Here is a 23,062-nt window from a genome sequence, read left to right on the forward strand (position 1 = left end):
ACCGCAGTCGTTACGGACGAACTGTAAACGCACTTGACAGGGGGGTTATGGATGGAGCAAGAAAAAAATCCCGAAATCAGGGAATTTAGCACTCTGATGACCGAAATCCGAACAGAATCTAAGGTACTGGAAAAGATGTTTTTGACTCAGGAGGAGAAGGAAGAGGAAAACAGGATCATCAGTGAATTCGATATTACGATTCAAAGCCAGGCGTTCAACACATTAAATAATTTAAAGATATATCAGCTCAGTGGATGGAGAGATTTGGTTGATGGAGGAGATGACAGTGATGATGGAGCAAACCCCGTTTCAAAAGAAAAATGAACTGCTTCAGGAGCTTTTGCGCGCCGCAATCGAGCATTTCCGAAACGGAGAGGATATTCTGGGAATGGAGAGCTTTTTACGTGGTATAGACGAATTGGAGCGTGTAGTGGAAATCGACCAGAATTCACAGCAGCCGAAAATAGAGATGAAGCAACTGCTGCCCGCCATGCGGGAGCTGTATTTTTATGTGCAAAATCAAGATCTGACAGGAATTGCAGACTTGCTGGAGGATACCGTTTTTCCGCTGATCTCACATGGGTTCGAAAGGCGTGACTACGCATGAATATTGCAAAGCAAAATGAAATAAATGCAATGTATGAAAAAAATCTGGAATTGCTAACACCGTGGCTGAAGGAATCGGTAAAGGCAATCGACGAAGAGGAGCTTTGGGAAAAGATTGAGGTTACCTATAATGCAGAGGGCTACCCTGTTTGCCGCTATCATCAGGATGGCTTGTGCTTCCATATTACCAGCAAGCATCCGGTTCAGGAAGCGGAAATATGGGCCAAAACGATTCAGCAGCAGGGTTCAACCGAGGTTTTTCTATATGGTACCGGCTTCGGATATGCGCTGTTTCAGCTGTTCGAGCAAAAAATGCCCCATACACTTGTGATTGTGTTTGAGCAGAACATCTATTTGTTCAAAGCCATGCTGTATTATTTTGATTTGTCACCTATTATTCAAACGCAAAAAATATCCTTTTTTGTCGGAGACAGTCCCCAATTTAAAAAAGCGTTTGAGAAGCTGTTTTACAGCCTGATCTTTTTCAGCACCACTTACCCAACAGTCGCGTTTACTCTTCCGGCGGTGCGCAATTTCAAAAAAGAATACCTCGAAATTCATCGGTATATTTTCAGGGAGCTGTCTTTACTGACCTCTTATATTGGGAATGATCATCAGGATAATATGATCGGCCTTCGCAATTTGATGCGCAACACCAAAGAGGTTTTAAAAAACCCGTACCTGAGCTGTCTGAAAGATCAATACCGGAATGTTCCGGCCTTTATTATTTCTAACGGGCCGTCGCTGGATCTCAGTCTTTCACAACTCAAAAAAATTCAGGGCAGGGGCCTGATTATTTGCGTGGAATCGGCGATTGTACCGCTTACAAAAAACGGCATCAATCCGGATGTGCTTGCGGTTGTGGAGCGGACGAAATACACGTATTTGTATCATTTTGAACATCGAAATTACTCGCCGGATATTGCCCTGCTTTCGCTCGCTCTGGTTGATCCGCGAGTGTATCCTTCCTTTGGTGGCGAAATCATTCCTATTTTTCGCAAGGGAGAAGAATTGAACCGCTGGTTTAACCAAAGTCTGGGGGATATGAGTGCGCTGAACGCGGGCAGCAATGTGTCGCATCTTGCGCTGGATGTGGCCACGTACCTTGGTGCTGACCCCATTATCTTTGTCGGGCAGGATTTTGCTTATGGCCCGGAGGGTGTTACACACAGCAAGGACGCGGTTTCTTCTCAGGAAAAGGGAAAGCGGGCTAGGGATATTCTTCATTCCATTCCCACGGTTTATGTAGAAGGCAATAATGGCGAAATGATTCCCTCCAACCAGCTATGGCTGAATTTTCGGTTGGGCTTGGAACATATCATTGCCGAACAACCGGAGAATCATTTTTACAATGCCACGGAGGGTGGAGCAAAAATACGGGGAACCGAACGGGGAAAGCTCAGTGACTTAATTGAGCAGTACTGTACGCAACCGCTTCCGGTTCGGGTAAACGAATTAATCGCGGAAAAGAAAGCAGACCTTTCCATTGCGGATCGCAGGACACGGCTTGAGAAATTTCTTGAGGAAGTGCAGCGCTATGCTGCTTTGTTTCGCAGTCTGGCAAGTGAAATGAATCTGCGCAGACTGGAATCCGAAACAATGCTGCGCCTGTGTGCGGCGGCAGATCATGAAAAACACAGCGCTATTCTGGATGAGACTTATCAGAGGAATATCGCTGCATTTTATCAATACGCAAAAGACAATTTGTGCCGCAGCTTTTTTCAGCAGTTGATCTGTGCTTATTTCTACTTGATGAATCGTCTGGGCAACATTGACACACAGGAGAAGAGAGTACAAATTTTCAATATTCAAGGTCAGCTTTACCATGATTTAAGCGTGGTCAGTCAAAGTCTGTCCGTTTCGCTGGAGGAAGCGGAAGAGGACTTGAACGCTTTTTTGCATGAATTCCATGAGAAGGAGGCCTGAAGAATATGGAGGGAACAAAGCAGCTGAGCCTGTGTGTGATTACGAAAAACGACGCAGCGTTTTTACCGGATTGTCTGAGTGAAATGCAAGACGTGGCGGATGAAATTCTTGTGGTCGATCTCGGCTCCGATGACGATACGCTCAAACTGGCAGAACAGGCAGGCGCAAAGCTGTACCGGCTGGAGTGGGAGGAAGATTTCAGTAAAATAAAGAATTTCTGCATGGAGCACGCAGCTGGAAAATGGGTGTTGTTCCTGCAGGCAGATGAGAAGATTTCTCAGGAACAGCGGGAAGAATTAAAAATTTTGCTGCAAAATCCCAGCGCGGAGGGGTATCTCCTCTATGTAGACTACAATCAAGAGGAGCGGGGGATTTCTTCTCCCGCGCAGTTCCTGCGGCTGATCCGGAACCGAACGGAGTATCGCTTTTGTTATCGTTCCTTTGAGTATCTTCCGGATAAAGTGATTTTCCCTTTGCGGAATACCGGCATTCGTATTACACACCGCAGCAAGGAAACCGTCACATGGCCGCTGGAAGAGCGAATTCGGCTGTTGGAGGAAGACGTCAGGGAGCACCCTCAGAGCAGCTATGTGCGGTATATGGAAGGCATAGAGCTGCTGAATCAGGGGGAGTATGAGGAAAGCGTTGTTCCCCTCGATCAGGCGCGCAGAGCGGTCAACTGGGGGTATCTGTATGCCCCCCACCTGTATAAATGCCTTGGCTTTGTCCTGATCAGCCTGGAACGGTACCAAGAGGCGGTAGAGGTATTAGGCGAAGGAATTGAAAATATCTCCTTCTACAACGACCTGCTGGTTCTGCGCGCGGAAACGTACCGCCTGCTGAACCGGAACCAGGAGGCGCTCGAGGACCTGGAAGCCTGTATCGCCCTTCGGATGGAACCGAACGCTTCCGTGCCCTGCACGGAAATTGAAGATTCCATTGTTCAGGAGATGTGGGAGGAAATTCGGGCCAACCTGAACAAGAGCAATCGATAAAAACTTGACCGGTTAGCACGCACAAAGTGGGACTTGTAGCATAGTATATATTAAATTAATACTGATATCCCGTTTCGGTTAAGTCAGAACGTTTTGACGGTATTGAACAAATCTGGTCCGAGCTATTCGGTATTAAAAATAAAACAGGAAAGGGGAAAAAACAAGTGGCAAAACAATTATTCCGCTTGGCGGCAACCAACTCTAGTGTAAGTGAGACAAGTTATTTTTATAAAAGATCCACAGCGATCACGGTAACATCCGTAGATTTTTCGCTTCCCAAAGCAACTTGGATTAAAGGTAACGGCTCCGCAGTAGGTACTGGTGCTTTTACGTTAGCAACAAACGGATATTACAATCTGTTCATTAACGGTGTATTGCAGCAGAGCTCACTGTATACGGTTAGTTCTACTGGGGTTGTCCTCACGGGCGCAACCGCAGCTTATACGATTTCCGCAAGCTCTCCGTTCACACTTACTGTCGCTAATTCCACTACGCCTCTGGTGGCGATTCCTTAATTTTCAAAAAACTGCCCCAAGGCAGGCTCATACTGTCGAAAAAGTCCAGCTTCGGCTGGACTTTTTTGCGTAGAAATCAGGCATCATAGATAGCCTGAATATTGTTAGCGGGTATGTGGGTGGCAAGGCAGGCATGCTCAGCCGGAGACAGACAATGGCTTCCGTGTGATTGCGGCGCCCGAGCTCTGTATGGCTTCTCAATGACCACCATTCAGTCCCTTTTTATCATAGACTAAGATGTCACAAATATGGTCTATAATAAATTGCTGTGCGGACGAAGGGTAGAGGTTCATCCAATAATTACGGTTAGAGTGGGTACGCTCTTCCTGTAAAATTCCAAGCGAAATCCCTTTCTGGGTCGGCACTTTTGCACGGCTGTCCTTTTGTTCCACAATTTGCAGGTATCCCTCTGACACAAGCCAATCTGCGATTTTCACGGCGGAGACCGTTGAGCATGCGTGTTGTGAAAGCACCTCGTTTGCGGCGGCGGCAAGAAAGCTGATTGGAATGGGATTTTCAAATATCTCAACTTCCTTGCAGATTTCGCTGTCCGGTAGAATCACTTCAGCAAAGGCGGTGCCCTTCCTTTTGCGTTTGATAGTGGGGCGGTCGTTCTCTTCCGGCAGTTCCAGCCCCGCGTTTACCCTGCAATAGTCTGCAATGACCTGTAAAAATTTTTCACCGTAACGTTGCAGCTTGGTTTCTCCTACACCAGACACCATTAAAAATTGTGCAGGGGCTCTCGGCAACCTCACGCACATATCGACAAGGGAGCTGTCAGAAAACACAACAAATGCTGGTACCCCTTGTTCAGCGGCGAGTTCATGCCGAAGCTCTTTCAAACGAATAAAAAGGGATTCGGTGCCAGGGGGAACCGTGTTTTTGGAATATGCCGTCTCGTCAGAGCCCTCTTCCGGTGCTGCCGGCTTTTCTTCTGCCAACTTCATTTCAAGCGCTACGGTGCCGTTCAACACGTTCTTTGCCTCAGGCGTAAGACGAAGGACTGCATATTGCCCGTCGCTTTTTTCAAGATAGCCGCTTTGTACTAAAAATTCGATGACAGCGCGCAGGGTGTGCACGCTTTTTTTACTGATCCCATAAGTGGATAACGCGTCGAATTTCAGATCCCGGATGCGTTCGCTTTTGCTGCCGCGCAGTACGTCAATCACCAGTGACGCGCCAAAGCGCTCTTTTACTCGTGCCACGCAAGACAGAATTTTTTGGGAATCCTCAGTGACATCCACCGTTTGGAATTTCGTATTGCAGTTGCTGCAATGGCCGCAATAGCCGGGTGGGTTTTCTCCGAAATACCGCAGAATAAAAGCCCGAAGACAATCATTTGTCGTTGCGTAGAAGGTCATTTCACGCAAGCGCTGGTAATCCCGCTCCTTGAGCTGCTTTTCGGTTTCGGCATCTGGATAAGATGCGTCTTTGGAATGCTCGATCATCCACTGACTCGTCCTGACATCCTGCCCGCTGTAAAGCAAAAGACAGGTGGCCTCACTGCCGTCGCGCCCGGCTCGTCCTGCCTCCTGATAATAGCTTTCAATATCCTTTGGCATATTGTAATGAACCACAAACGCCACGTTTGATTTATCAATCCCCATTCCAAACGCATTGGTGGCGACCATAATCTGCACGCGGTCAAATAAAAAATCGTCCTGATTGGTACGGCGTTCCTCGTCCGTTAAACCTGCGTGATAGCGGGAGGCGGAAACACCCTGCCTGTTTAGTTCCTCGCAAACCTCTTCCACGGTTTTTCGGGTGGCGCAGTAGACAATTCCGCTCTGACTTTGATGGATATGTAAAAAGCTTGTTAATGCCTGCATTTTGTTTTTGGGTGCCTGTACCTCAAACGAAAGGTTGGGCCGGTCGAAACCCGTAACTAAAACGGTTGGGTCTTGCAAAGAAAGGAGCGAAACAATGTCCTCTCTTACACGTAGGGTAGCGGTTGCCGTAAACGCGGATACCCTCGGCCTTTGCGCAAGCTGATCAATAAATTGCGGGATTTGCGCGTAGCTTGGCCGAAAATCCTGCCCCCACTGCGAAATACAATGGGCTTCATCTACTGTGAGCATCTCTATTTTTACACTTTGAGCAAAGGCAAGAAACTCCGGTGAAAGCAGGCGTTCCGGCGCAACATAAACCAATTTGTATTTGCCGTTCTTTGCGTGGTACAACGCGGTTTCCATCTGGCGCGGTGAGAGGGTGGAATTGAGATACGCGGCGGGAATTCCGGACTGATTGAGCGCGTCCACCTGATCTTTCATCAGGGAAATCAGGGGAGATACCACCAGTGTGATACCCTCCTGCAGAATGGCCGGAAGCTGAAAACAGATGGACTTACCGGCACCGGTAGGCATGATTCCAAGAACGTCGCACCCGGATAAGCTCGCCGAAATCAGCTCCTGCTGGCCCCCGCGAAAGCTGTCATACCCAAAATATTTTTTTAATGCTTGCTGAATTGTCATCGTTGTAATACCTCTGATTTGTTCTCTCTGTTTTTCTCGTGAATCTGATTTTTTCGTATTTGATAAAAATATCATACCATAAAACCTTCTTCACCGTCACGACAAAGTGGCGACTTGTTTATTTTTTAACATCATTTAATACAGTCAGACACCGTAACAGAATGGGATGTAGTACAGGGAGGAAAGTGGGAGAGGCCCAAGTGATCATCGGCTATCCAAAAGAAGGGGATAAGAAAAAGACAAGGGAGGCGGATGAAAATCCGCCTCCCTTGTCTTTTGAATGGTTAGAATAATGCTGTTTGTTTTTTTGAAATGCCCTGCATCTTAGCGCCGGGTTGTACTGTAATCTTAACGGACGCATGTGCAAGCCGTTTGCCGCTCTTGTCATATACATCATACATAATGTAGGTGACTCCGGCTGATACGCCGGTTACGCGGTAATTACCGTTTTTGAGCTTTGTCACAGTTGCAATATTGTTGCGCGAAGAATACACCTTCAAATTTTGTGCTGTTGTACCAATTACACTGGAACCGATGTCGTAGACAGCGTTAGGAGCCAGCGTATAACTGAGCGTATCCAATACCAATGCATTGCCTACGGGAACAACGGCGTAGTAGCTGCAATGTGTGCTCTCAAACGTGAGGAAGCCGTTCTCAGACGTTGCCCCCATATCCGCCAAAGTACCGACGGAATCATCATACCAGAACACATGCAGATTTCCGGACATTCCGGGCGGAACAGGAACTTTTACCTTAATTTTTCCTGTAAAGCTGGGAACGGGAGTTCCGTTCTGATCCAGCAGTCTGATGTCATAAAGCACAGGGGTACCAATTGCCCCGGTTGCCGGTGCTATCCCTAAGAGCCGATTTAATGCCAAAGCGGCTTTCTCGGTTGTCGGCTGCTCAGATACGTCCAGCGACACGCTGCTCACTCCCGAAGGAAGAACGGCACCCGAAACATCTGCGGTCACGCCTGTTCTGTTGTTTACCAGAACAGTTGGGTTGGTGGGCGTGACCACTGTGCGGACGGTGGAACTTCTGCCGCTTCCGCCGCCTCCGCCACCAGAGCTTCCGCCGGTATAGGAATAATCCGGTGTGACGGAAACGTTGCTCTCCGGCATGATAAATGTGGTGTTTGCCGCGGCTGCGTCAGCTGCGGTCACCACAATCCCTGCCGTATCCGCTTTTATAGTCCATCCCGTGAACTTGTATTTGAGGGAGGGAGAAGCGGAGAGGCTGATCAGGCTGCCCGCAACAGCATGGGAATCGCTTGCGGTTGTCGTTCCTCCGTTGTCGCTTTTTAACGTCATGGTATAAATCTTGGCAAATTTCGGTGTGATGGAAACATTGCTCTCCGGCATGGTGAAGGTGGTGCTTGCCTCGGCTGAATCATTCAGTGTAACAGTAACACCATCGGTTTCGGCCTGAGCCGTCCATCCCATAAACCGGTATTTTCCCGCGGTTTCTACCGCTTTCAGCTCAATCGACTCCCCTGCGATCGCACGCAAGGTGTTTACCGTAGCGGTACCGCCTGTCATGCTGTTCAGTGTGATCGTGTAGAGCTTGGCGATATCCGCCGAAACGGTTAGATCCTCCGTTACGCTGTTCACCGTACAAGTCCAGGTGCCATCCTTGTTTTTTACGACACTGTCAAAACCAATACTGCCGGCAGTGTTGCGCACAGAGGCGGATTTTACTGCGTAGCCATCGTTCGGGGTTACGGTAAATACCGCGGCCGCGCCGTCGCGTACATCCTTAAAATCATCTGGCTCATACACGTCAGAAATACTGCCGTTTGCAGGAGAATCAATGGTTACCGTGTGCAGACTGACGGGCTTAAACGTAACCGTTACGTCAGTATCCATCGACAGGCTGCTGATGGTATATTCCTGGCTGACATAGGTAGTACCCAGCGCGGTTTTCAGTGTTTTGCCGTTTACGGACCAATGGTCTACCATATAGTTGGTATCCGGAGTTGCGGTGAAAACAATTTCGGAGCCGCCACCCGGCTTATCACCGGATTCCAAATTGACGCTTTCGTCCTTCACGGCGACAATGCTGCCATTGGTGCCCGCATCGAAATGAACCGTGTAGTAAGCCATAGCGGTAAAGCTGAGCTCTACGCTGGTGTTTGCGCTGATGTTGTTCAGGGTCCAGGTTTTGGCGGTGGTTTGTGTCACAGTCTTGTTTTGCTTCCATTTGCCCACCATGTAGCCATCGTCGGGAACTGCGGTCAAAACGACTTTATCCCCTTTAAATACCTTCAGGGTTCCGCTGCTGATGTCGGCAGGCTCCCCGTTCAGCGTGGCGTTCATGGTGCCATGAAGACTGTTTTTGAGCGTTACGTCATAGCTGTCGTTTGCTTTGAACCGGGCGGTGATATCCAAATCGCCGGTCAGAGTCTGGCAGCTGAGGACATTTCCGTTTGTGGAATACACGGCTTTGTTTCCCGCGCCCGCTTTCCACTGGTCGAAAACGACTCCATAGGCAGGTTTGGCTGTAATTTCGATTGCGGTTCCGCCATCGAACTCATGGGCTTCCCCTTTGGCAAGGTCAATCTCTTTGCCGTTTGCCGAAATTGTAATGGTGTTTTCTTCACTGCCCGCCGCCTCTTCATTCCATTTTACCGTGAATTTCTGAAGCTCCAACGGTACGGTAATTTTGGTCGGCTGTGTCATGGTAAAGGTGTAGGACTGTCCGTCGCTCGCAATTTTACCATTTGCCTGCGCGGGTTCTGCACTCCAAAGGTACTGTGTGCTGGTGAGTCCTGTGACCGGGTCTGTGCTTGTTGTTGGGGAAGCCAGGTAACCAGCCGCGGGAGTTACGGTAATTACCGTATCGCCCGGAACCATACCGCCCGATGATACAAACACCTGATCGTTCGGGGTGGAGGTGTTGTGATCGGTATCTGCCCAATAGCTTGCCTTCATGTGCTCGTCGAGGGTCAGCTCATAGCTGTCGCGCTCAAAAATAGCGTAAAGATGGCAAGGGGTGCCGGGCATGGTGAGCGTGTAGGTGTGATTTCCGTTTGTGTCCGTATCGCCGGCCGGGTAACTGGTTCCGTCCCCGATGAGCCACCACTCCTTAAAATGGTAACCGGTATCCGGAACCGCCGTAAAGGTGTATTCCGCATTCTGAATCACGATTGCGCCGCTCTTGAGAAGTGCTGAGCTGCACTGAATTGTTCCATGCTCCGCGCTGAAGCTCAGCGTGTTTTCAGACACCTTAAAGCTGACGCTGATGCTCAGGTTTCCGGCGAGCATGGTGTAGGCCAGCAGGTTAGGATTCTTCAAGTAACTCATATCAACCGATTTCCCGTTGATTTTCCAGCCGGCAACCGCGTAGCCGGCCGCGGGGGACGCGGTAAAGATCACCTGCGTGCCCGCCTGGTATTTTGTGCTCCATTCCACCGCGTTTGCGGGAGAAAGCAGGTGTACTTCACCTACTGTTTCACCCAACAGCTTTTCAGCGGTGCCGGTTACGGTATAGGTAGTACCGGTTACCGTATAAAGTCCGTCCACAAAGGTGAATTTGTAATTGGTCTGCGCTTTTACTTTCTCCGCATTGGTGCTGGCGGTTACCTGTGTGGTGTACAGGCCCGGAAGAACGCCCGGCGCAAGAGTCCTGACTGTTCCGCCGGTGTCTAGGCACTGTATGCCAAGACCAAGAGCTGCGACACTGTCGTTTGCCGCGAAAGCCGGACTCGTTTCGTCAGAACTGTTCACAATGGTTAAATCGGAGACGTTGGGCTGCGCCGCGCTGGTCTGCGGCATTGTTTTGGTCGGCGCGGTGATGGTGACCGGCCTTCTCGTTACCTCAAACTCGTTGGTCAGCGTATCTGACGTACTGCCATTTTCTCCAATTTTCACTTCCAGCTGGTATTGACCAACGGCGGAGGGAGTGATAGTCGTCGCTCCCGTTGTCGGGTTTGTTGTCTTCTCTACTGTTATGGGAATCCAAAGAGGTAGGTCGGGGTGGGCAATATAGTAAGAATCGCTGTCCGTGGGAATGCCTTGACTTGTCAGATATTGAAGCACCGCAGCGCTGTCTTCATTGTAGCTGACGGCTCGGTACACCGTGTAGTCCAGGGTAATGCCGTTTCCCGCGGTGATGGGGGTTTGCTGTACGGTTCCGCTATTCTCCTCAAATTTGAGGGTTTCAGGAATCAGGCCGTCCCCGTAAATGATGCTGTCGTTTGTTTCCAGCCAGTAGCCCTTGCTGATTCCGGCCAGATACTGCTTGCTTTCGGAGGTGACAGATTTGAATACAAGGCTTCCGCTGTAATAGGCTGTAATTTGATAGACGCCCTGTGCCAAAGCTGTCAAGGAATCGCAGGTGGCGATTCCGGCATTATTTACCGCCTCCGTATAGGATTTGGAGTAATTATTTCCGGTAATTTCAAACGTCACCGTGCCGGTTGGGATACTGCCGCTGTCGGTAGCGGGGTTGGTCAGTTCCGCTGTCAGCACGGGGCACAAACCGGAGGCATCCTTCGTCACGGTAAGCTCCATGAGTGCCGTGCGCTTGGAGAAGGTGACCGGTATTGCGGCGGAATAAGCGGAAATCGCATATTCACCCACAATCTGGTTCACACGGCAGCGGTATTCGCCCGCATCTGCCGAGCCTGCCGATGCAAAGGTAAGTGTTGCGGCGGTTTTTCCGGATTGGTTCGTCCATACGCCGTCAATTTTCTTCTGCCACTGGTAAATAGGTGCCTGCGCATGCGCAGCGCTGTTTGCGACGGTGACGGTGACGGAGGCCTCCTTATCCGGGTAGATCAACAGGGAATCATCAGACAGCGTAATCGTAGGCTGGCCCTCAGATGCTTTCGTGCGCACTTCCAGCACATCACCCAGTACGCTTTGGAACGGTGCCGAGGCGCTGATTGCCTGTATCCGGTACTGATATTGGGTGTAGGGGGCCAGATTTTCATCTGTGAAGGAATAGCTGGTCGTATGCCCGTCTGCGGGAATAATTGCCCCTACCGGGTAATCTCCGCTGCCGTCGGGGAAATCGTAATGCCGGTATATTTGGAATCCGGCAATGGAGAGATCCTGAGAATCCCAGGTTAAGGTAACGCTGGTATCGGTCGTCTTTTCAACATCCAGATCAAAGTTGGAAGGCAGCTTGGGCGGGGAAGCAACGTCGTTGACCAGATACGTTACTACTGGGAAATTCTGTTTGCCTTCGTAGGTGTACTGAATGATTTTCCAGTTGTAGTTGTAACCGTAGCCCTGAGCCTCTGCCGGCATATTGACCACCGTTCCGGAGAAGGATTTTCCGTCCAGGGAGGTGGTGACCTTGCCGGCGCCGGCCTCGTAACCCGAAGTAATGCCAACCTTCACGTCGCCGACTCCACCGCCCGCTTTTACAGAGATGGAATTGGTCTGGGTTGTGCCCTTGCTGTGTTCCGAGTCAATTTCAATGGACTGCTTAATATAGCCGCCTTCGCCATAAGCAACGCCCATGTAATCGCCGGAGGGCATGTTGACATTCTTAAGCCCGGCGGTGGATTTGGGGTAGCTGCCGGGGTCGCCGACCGTGTGGGTCAGAATTGTTCCGCCAATCTGGGGCAGCTCTTCGCTATAATCTGCCGCGATTTCATCATAATCGGAAAGAGGAAGGGTTTTCACCACGGCATTATAGGGAAGGTTGACTGTCATGGTTTGTTTGTCATATCCGCCGGAACCGTCATTTTTCGGCACATATGCGTCATATACATAGACATCCATCGGGATGGAATACAGGGCAATCGTATCCTGCCCGCCCATGGTGCCGTATTCCACGATCTGCGTGATGGTGCTGGTGTCTTCTGTTTCTGTTGTCCAGCCATGGCTGAATTCCGTTTCTGCCTCAACCGAGCCGACCTTAACGCCAAACACGGAAAATTCATGCTCGAAAGAAACATAAGCCCCCAAAGAGATGGTGGAGGATTTGGTAGTGCTTTGGGAAGAACTTGAAATGACCCCATAAACGGTTTCGCTGTTTCCAACGTAGCTATCGCCGCCGTTCAGATGCGCCAAATCTGAAAAATAGGGAGGAGAAGCCAGCACCGCCAAAACCTTGGGGTCTGAATAGGCAAGGTAGTGCTTCCCGCTGTAATGCAGCTGAATGGTATCATTGTCGGTATCGGGCGCTGCAAAGGCATAGGACAGGGTACTGCCCACAGCAATAGATTTTACCGCAATGCTTTCCGTTTTATTGTTCTTTGAGGTGTTCAGTTCCTTCAAAAAGCCTTCGCCGTTCGTATAGGTTGTGTAGGTCTGTGTACCAATTGCGAAAATCCACCAATATATTTTTTTGGTGATGGTTGTAGTATAAGGCATGAAATACTGCATGCTCACGATCGTTTCCTTGCCATCGCCGTTAAAGTCTACCGCGGTGGCGCCGTACTCCGCGTAATAGGGATAATTGCGGCTGGTTTTGAGCGAGCTGTTTTCATCCATTTCCTTTATAATTGAAAAGCCGTTGCCTCCCTGCTGATAAAGCACGCTGTCCAGATACACATATTCTTTTGTCCCCGGGCCGTCCTGTTTTACGCAGGCCAGGTTTACCACACAGGCGGGTGAGCTGCAATAAATACCATCTTCACCCGAAACAAGGTTGCCCTTATCGTCTTTTTCAATCAGGTCCATGTTGCCCGAGGCGGTACCTATAAAGGCGTTTGTGTCACTGTTGTATTCATACAGGGCGAGAAAACGGGTGTTCGCATTCCCTGCGTTAATATCCGATTCCAGCTGACCACCAACCACCAGTTCGTCTTTTCCGTCTCCATCGGCGTCGCCAAGCGTCATGGCCGCGCGGACGATTTCTGTTTGTGACGCACCGTATTTCAGATCAATGGTGGAATTCTTCTGCAAGGAATCGCCGCTTTTGCTGCCCAGAAGAACAACCGCTTTGCAAGTGGTTTTGTGGTTTTTACCATAGTAAACACCCCAGGTAATTCCCAGGTCGTCGATTCCGTCACCGGTCATATCTCCCGCTGTTAAGGAAACCATGTTGGAAACATCGTTTCCTTCCCGCAGGGAATAAGTCCACGCAAGCTGCCAGTTGTCGGTGTTCATCCAGTCGCCGTTCCCGACTTCTCCAGCGGTTTTCAGCTGGTAAACCTCGATACGTGAATTCCCCTGCTCCGGAACGTAGACCGCAATTTCATCCGTTCCGCTTCCTGTGAAATCGCCTGTGGCAATCTGCATATAGTTCTGAAGCTGATACGGATATTTTGCAAAATCCTCTTCAAAGGTTTCGTCTGTATAATCCGTTCTTTTATTGCCAATCAGCTTGCTCGAATCCATCAGTGTTTTTGTGGTTCCGGCTGCACTGCCGTTTTTGGGGTCGGCAAGGTACAGGTAAACACCGCCTCCCTGATTGGCCGCTACAGTAACCATTTGCCCCTTTAGTCCGCTTCCGGTGAAATTTCCTGCTGCCGCCCGGTAAGCATTATATTTGCCGGCAGCGGCTTGGGTACTGGTTTTTCCACTGGAATAAAAGTCGTTGACCGTTGCGTTTTGAGCAAGGCCATCTCCATACAGGGTGCGGTCTCTGCCCGCTGTCGCGCTGTCTTTTTCGGTGTAAAGCTCCGCCACCGGGGAAACCGTTGTTGTGTTCCCTCCGTAAGGATTTTCAGTGGAGCTGCTGTCAAACCCCTTTGGCTGTGCGCTGGTGTCTATGCCCAACGCAGTTAATACATTGGTACTGCTTGCTGCCGACGCCGCTGCCGCAGCGGGTGTAACTGCCGGCATTGCAGAAACGATGATACAGGCGGCCAGAAAAACAGAAAGCGCCTTTTGCGCTTTTTTCATTGAAGAATACCTCCTTTACTTATTTTTTTATCTGAATAATTCAGATTCTCCCCTCGCAGAGTCATCCGGTTCTTTTTCTGGTGTTTTCTTTTTCTTCGATCCGCTTTTGAAATTCTGAAATCCTTACCCGCATGTTTCGTTCTGCGTTTTCTTCCGATTGCTTTGCGCAATATCAAAAATTTCGCCCATATAAATTTCAGTAAACTCATTCCACCGAATACTGGTGCCATCTGTTGTGGCGGCTTCAAACAATTTTTTGTCCCGCAGCTGCCAGAAACGCGCGGTTTGTATTTTGGTCTTCATATCCAGAATGACGGTGTTTCCATTGTCAAACTTGATCTCCATCAAATAATTTTCCGCAGGTTGAACGCTTACGATACCCGGCAAGGTGTTTTCCTCCCTTCTGGTTATTTCAGCTATGAGAAAATCCACTATAAAAATAGTATCTGAGATTGACAAAAAATCATATTAGCCATAGAGTAATCTTTTCCAAATAATTACTCTGTCCTATTTTCCAAATTTGAAAATAGATGGAACAAAACAAAAATCATGGTAGTTTTTTCTACTAATTTTATACATTATTTAAATTTTTTATGTTATGATTAATTGTAAAATGAGGATATTGAGGATACTTATTATTTCAGCCGATCTTCCAAAAAACTACTGCAAAAAGTGAGGCGATGAAAATGCTAACCCCCCCAAAATACAATACGCGAGCCCTGTATTTTACAGACAAACTGCGCGAAAGCATGGGCACTTTTTTGGAGTATCCCTGTACCATGATGGAAGCGCCAATGGGCTATGGCAAGACCACTGCCGCTAAGGAAGCGCTGCGAAATTTGGATGCGAAGGTTCTGTGGCAGAACGTGTATACCAGCGGCGCCACTGATTTTTGGGCGGGATTCTGTTCCGTTCTTTCAGAGCTGGATTCTGAACTTGCAGATAACCTCCACCAAATGGAACTGCCGATGGGCAGCGTATGGCAGAGAGAGGTCATCCAATTACTTCACACGATAAATAGTGACATCCCTGTCTTTTTGGTCATTGACGATTATCATTTTATCCGCGATAGCAGAGTGGATGAATTCATGTCTTTTTTGGTGCGTCATTTACCACAGTTTCTGCATGTAATCATTCTTACCCGCATGTCTTTTCTCAACGGAAATTCCGAGCTGAGGCTCAAGGGCTTTGTCAATTACATTGGGCTGGATGTTCTCGCGTTTACCCCGGATGATATTGCAAAATATTACCGGCTGTGCGGGGTAGTGACCATAGAATCGGAACGGGACATGCTCTTTTCTTACAGCGAAGGCTGGATCTCCGCATTATATCTGTTTCTGCTGGAATACACATCGCGGGGCAGCTTTGCGCCTACCCGGGATATTCCGACGTTGGTTCATCAAAATGTGTACGACCCTTTACGGGATGAATTAAAATCCTTTTTAAATCGCATTTGCCTGTTTGATATGTTCAGTAAGGAGCAGGTGCGGCATATGTGGAAGCATGGCAATGCCGAGCGGCTTTTGAACGATTTGCTTGCCTGCAATGCGTTTATAACCTGCGACCGTTTAACGGGAGAATATCATTTGCATAATATTTTCAGCATCTGTGTGCGCGAGGAGTTTGATCAGCTGCCACAAATGGAGCAAAGAGAAATTTGGAACTGCGCCGCAGACTGGTATTTTGATCATTCTGAATATGCTTCTTCAATGGAATTTTATTTTAAGTCCAAAAATTTTGATCAGTTGCTCTTTGCAATTGAAAAGGATAAGGGAAACAGCTTTTCTGCGGAAAACCAAACGGTTATGATTCAATACTTTTCAGAATGCCCGGATTCGATACGCTTCCACCATCACCTGGCAATGCTGATTTATTCAAAAAGGCTGTTCGGTTTTCGGCAGCCAGAGCTTTTTCAAAAAATCTGTGAGGAAACGATAAAGCACATTAGGGAAGACGACAGCCTGAGCGAAGAGGAAAAAAACAATTTAATCGGTGAGTACGAAATCATCCGCAGCTTTGCGTGCTACAACGATATTGCCGGTATGTCGGAACACCATCGGAAAGCCTGCTCGCTGATGACAAGAGCGTCCGTCATTTTTGACGCAGACAGCATGTGGACCTTCAGCTCCTTCTCCGTGCTTTTCATGTTCTATCGCGAAAGCGGAATGCTCACCAAGCATCTACATATCATGAAAGAGGCGCTTCCGTATTATTACCAGGTAACCGGCGGGCATGGCATGGGTGCCGAATATGTGATGGAAGCGGAAACCTGCTATATGGGCGGTGATATGGAAAACGCCAGAATTATCGCGCATACGGCTTTGGTAAATGCGCAAAGCAGAAATCAGTGGAGTGTTGCCCTGTGTGCGGAATTTTTGCAGGTGCGTATCGCGCTGTTCCAGGGAGATTATTCTTTTGCGGCTACTCTGCTGAGTCAAATGCGCGAAAACCTGATTCGACAAAAGCACTATATCCTGTTACATACAATGGATGTTTGTGAGAGTGCCATTTATGCGCAGCTCGGGCAAACACAAAATTTTCCCGTCTGGATTTCTCAGGGGAATTTTGCAAATAACAAAATGTTATTTCCCTCTGTTCCCTCACTGCATATGGTTTACGGACGGATTCTTTTGGAGCAGAAGGAATATTTAAAGCTGATCGGACAATCGGAACTGTTTCTAAGAACCGCAACTATTTTTCCGAATCTGCTGACTCAAATCTATCTTTATATTTATCTGGCGGCAGCTTACGAACAGCTGGGGCGCCGAAGTCATGCGGTGGAATCCTTAAACAAAGCGCTCAATATTGCTGCCGCCGATGGATTGTATCTGCCTTTTGTAGAAAATGGGAAATACCTGGAGAGCCTCCTTTGGGGCACAAAGCATCAGCAGGCGTCAGAAGAATTTGATCAGCACGCTGAATTTGTAACGCAATGCCAAAAGCTGTATGTCGCTTATTTCGCCTCAATCAAAGCGATTCGGAAGGAGCATTTTACAGATGCCTTGGCCTCTCTCACCGAACGAGAGCAGGAGGTTGCGGCATTAGCTGCAAAGGGGCTGTCGAATCCGCAAATCAGCAAACAGCTTTATATCACGGAGCATACGGTGAAAGCTCATTTGAAAAATGCTTTCGAAAAGCTGGGGATTAAGTCTCGCGTTCAGCTCAATGAGTACCTGTTGTTAAAGAGTTCACAGAATCCGGAGAAATGATGAAACCTTGATTCATATGCGAACGGTGTTAAGTCAGAAAGAAGGATGAGCAATGATTAACGAAATACTGGAATACAATAAAATGTTTATTCAGAACAAAGGCTACGAAAAATATATTACCAGTAAATATCCGGATAAAAAAATAGCCATAGTCTCTTGTATGGATACGAGATTAACGGAATTACTGCCCGCAGCGTTGGGATTAAAAAACGGTGATGCGAAAATCATCAAAAATGCGGGAGGGGTCATTTCCCATCCGTTTGGAAGCGCGATGCGGAGCCTGCTGATTGGAATTTATGAGCTGGATGTTCAGGAAATACTGGTAATTGGTCATACGGATTGTGGCGCAAGGTGTACGGATGCTCAAAGAATAATAGAGAAGATGAAGGCACGCGGAATCACGCAGCACGATATTGATCAGGTAAAGGACGTGGGCATAGATTTTGATTTGTGGCTAGGCGGTTTTATGGATTTAGATCGTTCCATTCAACAATCGGTAGAACAGATACGCAGGCATCCTCTTGTTCCCAAAGAAATCATGGTATATGGGTTCATTATAGATTCCGTAACGGGTGAGCTGACGAAGGTAATTTAATTTAGGCAAATTCTGTTTTGCATTTTATTTTATGAATACAATAAAGCTCTTGGAAATTTGTGAGGAGGCAGACAGATGAAACTTCAGTTTTCGCTTTGGCCCGGCGGCAAAAACAAATGCCTGACCCTCAGCTATGATGACGGAAGAATACAGGACCGCCGCTTGGTTGAGATCATGAACCGGTATGGAGTCAAGGGGACCTTCCACCTGAACACAGCGTTTGAAGGAAGGCCCGAATACCTGCCGACAGTGGAGTACAGAGAATTGTACCGGGGGCATGAAATCAGTGTCCACACGCATTCTCATCCTTCGCTGATTCAAATTCCGCCGGCGCTCCTTCTTTCAGAAATTATGGAGAATAGGCGAATCCTGGAACGGGCAGCAGACGGAATTATTCGCGGAATGAGCTATCCATACGGCGAGTATAGCGACGAAATCATTCCTGTTCTGCGGAGCTGCGGTATGGAATATTCGCGCACGGTGGAGGAAACGGGAATGTTTGGCGTGCCAAGTGATTTTATGCGCTGGAATCCAACCTGTCACCATAACCGCCTGGGCCATTTGTGGCAGCGCTTTGTCGACCACCCGGTGGATTTTCGCCTGCAGTTGTTTTATCTTTGGGGGCATAGCTATGAATTTACCCGCGATGACAACTGGCAGGTGATCGAAGAGTTTTGCCGCGATGCCGGCGGACGTCCCGACATTTGGTATACCACAAATATTAAAATTAAAGATTATGTTACAGCGGTGAAAAATCTGAAAATAAGTGCCGATATGACGCGGGTTTCCAATTCCAGCGGGATTACGGTATGGTTTCTGGCAGAGAACGATCCTGTCTGTATTGGGCCGGGTGAAACCTTGTCGCTCTAGTAGGTGCCGAGTACAAACTGTTTTGTTGATTAGAAGGATAGAAAAGATGAAACAGAGTTAAGAAAAACACCGCTCTGCTTTTCATAAGAAAGACTAAGAAGCCTCGTGGTGAGGTGGCGGAAGAAAAGAGGCGGGGGAGTTTGTTAAACTTTTTATATGCTGAGGTAAATATAGTAGGGGCCATGGTTCTTCTGCTAATATTGACGAATCGAAACGGGGGAAGCTTTGGAAAACTGTCCATTGACCAGAAGATCTTTAACGGTGTACTGTTTTGCAATCTGCTCATTTTTCTGTTTGATACCGGAATGTGGCTCTTAGACGGCGCTCCGGGCCCCGGGCTGGCCGCACTCAACTATGTGTCTACTACCTTGTACTATCTGTTTAACCCATTGATCAGCTTTTTGTGGCTGTTGTATACCGATTTCAAAATTCATGAGAGTAAATCGGGCTTAATGAAGCGCGCGTGGTTCTATGCCATTCCGGTTGCAGTTTGTACCATTATGACCCTGCTGACTCCTTTTACGGACTGGTTTTTTGTCATCAGTGAGGAAAATCACTATACGCGCGGGCCGCTGTTTTGGGTGATGGCGTTTTTGTCTAGTGTATGTTTGCTGTATTCCAGCGGCATGTCTGTGAAGGATATTCTGATTAACGGCTGGGAAGAAAACAGATTCCTCAATTTTCCTTTACTTGCGTTTCCCGTCCTGATTATTGCGATAACGGCGGTGCAAATTCGTTTCTTCGGTCTGTCCATCATCTGGGTTGGCACAATGCTGGCATGTACCAGCATCTATCTTAATCTACAAAATACGGAGGTTTCCACCGATTACCTGACCGGCCTATATAACCGGCGGCGGCTGGAACGTCACCTTCAGCGCAGGATTCGAACCAGGCATGCAAGTCGCCTGCTGTTTGCTGTGATTCTCGATCTCGACGATTTTAAAAAAATCAATGACTACTGGGGACACATGGAGGGTGACGCCGCTTTGGTCAAGGCATCGGAGCTGCTTCGGCAGTCCTGCCGGAAGAGCGAAGATTTTATTGCCAGGCTGGGCGGCGATGAATTTATCATCGTGGGGGAACGTTCCAGTATAGCAGAGGTGGAGCAACTGGTCCAAACGCTCCAGACCAATGCGGACGAATATAACCGCAGGCATCCGTTGGCCTACACGCTTTTGTTTAGCATAGGGTACTCCGTATTTCGCGACTCTGACACAGAGGATTCCTTTTTGGCGGCCGCGGATCAGGAAATGTACCGCTGCAAGCAAAAGCACAAGACAGCTTCAGAGCAGAACCCTTCCTAATAGCAAAACTGTGTGTCGAAAATAAGCAACCGGGGCTGGAACAAACTGGTTTCAGGTGCGGTTGGTATGCACGCTTTTATGATTTTGGAACCGCTTTTCTAAAATGCTATAGTATCTTTTCGGATGCAATTGACTTTAAATAAGAAAAGTGCCATGATAGTGAAACGCTACGGTGAAATTCTGCGTGGCAGCAGTTTGGAAAAGCGTAGGGAACAGCACAAATGGCCCTAAATTACAGGTCGAAATATTGCAGCACGGGTTTCTGAGAAATAATGTTCTGAATGAGGACTCGTGGTTTTCAGGGCCTGGCCGGGAGGGAACAAGGTGAGTATACGTTTTCTGCCGCACGGGCAGAAAGAGAAGCAGAATAGCCAGAATATGGAAGAGATTAAAAAAGAATATTCGAAGGTAGATCGTGACTGGCTTTTGCTGCACTATCAAATTTCTTTTGCAAGTGTGGTATTTGCGATGCTTTGCGAGTGTGTAATGGGTGTCACTTTGTTCCATTACGACCTGATCTCTATTTCTGTGCAAAGATATATTTGGAAGTACATAGTCTTGCCCGGTGCAGCGAATTTTGCCTGTATTGCCCTGGACACAGTGGTGCTAAGGTCAAAGAAAATCTCGCAGCAAAAGAAAATCTATACGGTGTCGCTTACGTATGTAGCGATTTCGTTTATTCTGTATACCGTGCACAGCGTTTTCCCAGCAATGTGTTACATTTTTTCGGGTGCTGTGATGCTGACCATTATTTATGCCTGCTACCGCGTAACGGTAATCACGGCCTTTACGGCAATGCTCGGCTTTGTGATCTCAGAATTATTCATCAAATGGGATCCGGATAAGATCGATGTCTTTTCCAGTCGCCTGCAGTTGGGGGATTTTTTCACCACGCTTTTCGTTCTGCTGGCCTTTTCCGCGGTTTGTATGGTAACGATTCGCTTTGAAAAGAAGCGAAACCAGATCAGTATTCAGAACTCGGTAGAACGCTACCAGCTTTGGGAGAGCGTGCGCACCGATGAGGTGACGGGGATTTTTAACCGCAAAGCGCTGCACAATGCCTTTAAGGAGATGGAAGACAGCAGAGAGGAAAAAATCTATGCCCTGGCCATAGTTGACATCGATCATTTTAAACAGATCAACGACTGCTGGGGGCACCGTGTCGGCGACGAAGTTTTGGTCAGCTTTGCGGAGGTGCTCAGAGAAAACTGCGGGTGCTCCACGCCGTTTCGCTATGGCGGGGATGAATTTTGCCTGCTGTTCCGAGATGTCAGCATGACGGAGGCGGTAAACACCTGCGAAAGAATACAGGCAAAGCTTGACGAACTGCTGTTTCCGGGCCACCCGGAACTAAAACTGACCGCAAGCTTTGGCCTGGCACCCTATTCTCTCCACATGGATGCGGTTCGGCTGTTCCTCAATGCGGATTATGCGTTGTATGAAGCGAAAAAAACGCGTGACTCCATTCATGTGTACGAAAAAGGCAGCGACCATTCCGGCCGGTTTTTTGAATAACCGGGAAAACGGAATGGTCGACAGGAAATGTCCAATAGATATTTAAATTTTAATTTTGCGGCGACCGTTTTGGCCGCCGTGATTTTCGGTTAGAGCGGCGGCACTGTGCCAGCCGCCAAACGAGGAGACCTTTATGGAAAACAGTCTGTTCTTTTTAATCCCAATGTTGCTGGCTGCCGCCTTGGGAACGGCATGGTTTGTGTGGCAATACCGCAAAGAAAAGAGAAGCCTTTGGCTGGGGGTTTCCTTTCTGGGGGCGCTGCTGCCGATACTGGGCCTGTGCGCCGTTATTTTACTAATGCTGGAAAAACTGCCCTTTGCCTGGGGAATCCTCATAGTGGGTTCAATTCTGCTTTTGGCGGCTGTTTTGTTATTTCCGTTTGCACTCATTACCACCCTGTTGATTTCTGGAATCCAGCTGATTCGTAGGGAGGGCTTTTCCCTTTCTCATATGCTTTCGCTAGGGTTCGGGGTGAGCTATATTGCGTATTTGGTGGTTTGGCCCATGCTGAGAGACATTCGAAAGGATGATTTCTGGGGCTTTCTGTATGCGTATCTTTCCTTTGGGTCCTTTTTTACTCTGTCAATTTTTGCACTGTATACGATTAGCAGCTTTTTGAATTTGCTCAGGAATCATCGAAAAACATATCAATATATCATTGTGCTGGGCTGCGGGCTTCAGAACGGTACGGAGGTAACGCCGCTGCTGGCAGGGCGAATGAAAAAGGGAATCGAAGCGTACCGCCAGAATTCTGGCAGCCGGCTGGTGTGTTCCGGAGGAAAGGGAAGCGATGAAGCTCTCTCGGAGGGGGAGGCGATGAAGCGCTATGCCATAGAGCTCGGCATTCCGGAAGAGGATATTCTGGTGGAAGAGCAGTCTGTAAACACAAAAGAGAATCTGCAATTTTCTTATCAGCTGATTCAGCAGGAAGCACGTGGAGGTACGGGCAACCTGCTGGTTGTTACAAATGGCTACCATGTGTTTCGCGCGTTGCTTTTGGCCAAGCATCTGGGAATCCCCTGTGACGGGCGCGGCTCACGTACCAAGCTGTATTTTTCCTTGAATGCCTTCATTCGTGAATGGATCGCCTATCTGGTGCTATGGCGCAAAAAATATGTCACCGTTTTGGGGATTTCCTTTTTTGCGCTTGGCGCGGGCTATTTGCTGAGCTGGTATCTGCGGCAGCTGTGACCGCATCAAGAACAGAGAAGAGTGTTTTGTTTTCAAGCAGAAAAAGAAGGAAGGCGTCATCG

Annotated in this window: 14 protein-coding genes; 11 read left to right on the forward strand and 3 right to left on the reverse strand. The window is 48.4% G+C overall.

Annotation, left to right across the window (positions count from 1 at the left end; genetic code table 11):
• Window positions 1-51: 51 nt before the first annotated feature.
• The 5 genes from QOS46_RS13970 to QOS46_RS13990 all read left to right on the forward strand — a co-directional run bounded on the left by QOS46_RS13970 (window position 52) and on the right by QOS46_RS13990 (window position 4,042).
• A complete protein-coding gene (locus QOS46_RS13970) occupies window positions 52-324 on the forward strand; it encodes a hypothetical protein (RefSeq protein ID WP_283610656.1) in 273 nt (90 codons plus the stop codon).
• Window positions 272-607: a hypothetical protein gene (locus QOS46_RS13975; protein ID WP_283610658.1), complete on the forward strand. Its 336-nt coding sequence runs from the start codon at window positions 272-274 to the stop codon at window positions 605-607. The genes QOS46_RS13970 and QOS46_RS13975 overlap by 53 nt, the downstream gene beginning before the upstream one ends.
• Window positions 608-636: 29 nt before the next feature.
• On the forward strand, window positions 637-2,532 hold the full coding sequence (locus tag QOS46_RS13980; RefSeq protein WP_283610659.1) for a motility associated factor glycosyltransferase family protein: 1,896 nt from the start codon (window positions 637-639) through the stop codon (window positions 2,530-2,532).
• A 5-nt stretch (window positions 2,533-2,537) separates the two neighbouring features.
• Window positions 2,538-3,527: a glycosyltransferase gene (locus QOS46_RS13985; RefSeq protein WP_283610660.1), complete on the forward strand. Its 990-nt coding sequence runs from the start codon at window positions 2,538-2,540 to the stop codon at window positions 3,525-3,527.
• A 164-nt stretch (window positions 3,528-3,691) separates the two neighbouring features.
• Complete coding sequence (locus QOS46_RS13990) at window positions 3,692-4,042, forward strand: DUF4183 domain-containing protein (RefSeq protein WP_283610662.1); 351 nt, start codon at window positions 3,692-3,694, stop codon at window positions 4,040-4,042.
• Between the two features lie 197 nt (window positions 4,043-4,239).
• On the opposite strand, the gene recQ is transcribed toward QOS46_RS13990, so the two are convergent.
• The 3 genes from recQ to QOS46_RS14005 all read right to left on the reverse strand — a co-directional run bounded on the left by recQ (window position 4,240) and on the right by QOS46_RS14005 (window position 14,702).
• Window positions 4,240-6,513 (reverse strand): DNA helicase RecQ, encoded by a 2,274-nt coding sequence (recQ, locus tag QOS46_RS13995; RefSeq protein ID WP_283610664.1) that lies wholly within the window; start codon window positions 6,511-6,513, stop codon window positions 4,240-4,242.
• Between the two features lie 284 nt (window positions 6,514-6,797).
• The gene (locus tag QOS46_RS14000) at window positions 6,798-14,315 is read right to left on the reverse strand and encodes an InlB B-repeat-containing protein (RefSeq protein ID WP_283610665.1); all 7,518 of its coding nucleotides are present in this window, start codon (window positions 14,313-14,315) and stop codon (window positions 6,798-6,800) included.
• A 123-nt stretch (window positions 14,316-14,438) separates the two neighbouring features.
• On the reverse strand, window positions 14,439-14,702 hold the full coding sequence (locus QOS46_RS14005; RefSeq protein WP_283610666.1) for a DUF2442 domain-containing protein: 264 nt from the start codon (window positions 14,700-14,702) through the stop codon (window positions 14,439-14,441).
• A 299-nt stretch (window positions 14,703-15,001) separates the two neighbouring features.
• Here QOS46_RS14005 and QOS46_RS14010 point away from each other — a divergent pair, with 299 nt between their 5' ends.
• The 6 genes from QOS46_RS14010 (at window position 15,002) to QOS46_RS14035 (ending at window position 23,000) form a co-directional block, all read left to right on the forward strand.
• On the forward strand, window positions 15,002-17,524 hold the full coding sequence (locus QOS46_RS14010; protein ID WP_283610667.1) for a helix-turn-helix transcriptional regulator: 2,523 nt from the start codon (window positions 15,002-15,004) through the stop codon (window positions 17,522-17,524).
• Window positions 17,525-17,576: 52 nt separating this feature from the next.
• The gene (locus tag QOS46_RS14015) at window positions 17,577-18,119 is read left to right on the forward strand and encodes a beta-class carbonic anhydrase (RefSeq protein WP_283610669.1); all 543 of its coding nucleotides are present in this window, start codon (window positions 17,577-17,579) and stop codon (window positions 18,117-18,119) included.
• A gap of 75 nt (window positions 18,120-18,194) precedes the next feature.
• Window positions 18,195-18,989: a polysaccharide deacetylase family protein gene (locus tag QOS46_RS14020; protein WP_283610670.1), complete on the forward strand. Its 795-nt coding sequence runs from the start codon at window positions 18,195-18,197 to the stop codon at window positions 18,987-18,989.
• Window positions 18,990-19,129: 140 nt separating this feature from the next.
• The gene (locus QOS46_RS14025) at window positions 19,130-20,293 is read left to right on the forward strand and encodes a GGDEF domain-containing protein (protein WP_283610671.1); all 1,164 of its coding nucleotides are present in this window, start codon (window positions 19,130-19,132) and stop codon (window positions 20,291-20,293) included.
• Window positions 20,294-20,617: 324 nt separating this feature from the next.
• Window positions 20,618-21,808 (forward strand): GGDEF domain-containing protein, encoded by a 1,191-nt coding sequence (locus QOS46_RS14030; protein WP_283610673.1) that lies wholly within the window; start codon window positions 20,618-20,620, stop codon window positions 21,806-21,808.
• Between the two features lie 133 nt (window positions 21,809-21,941).
• Window positions 21,942-23,000 (forward strand): YdcF family protein, encoded by a 1,059-nt coding sequence (locus QOS46_RS14035; protein ID WP_283610675.1) that lies wholly within the window; start codon window positions 21,942-21,944, stop codon window positions 22,998-23,000.
• Window positions 23,001-23,062 lie beyond the last annotated feature (62 nt).

It is taken from the genome of Faecalispora anaeroviscerum, assembly GCF_947568225.1.
GTDB lineage: Bacteria > Bacillota > Clostridia > Oscillospirales > Acutalibacteraceae > Faecalispora > Faecalispora anaeroviscerum.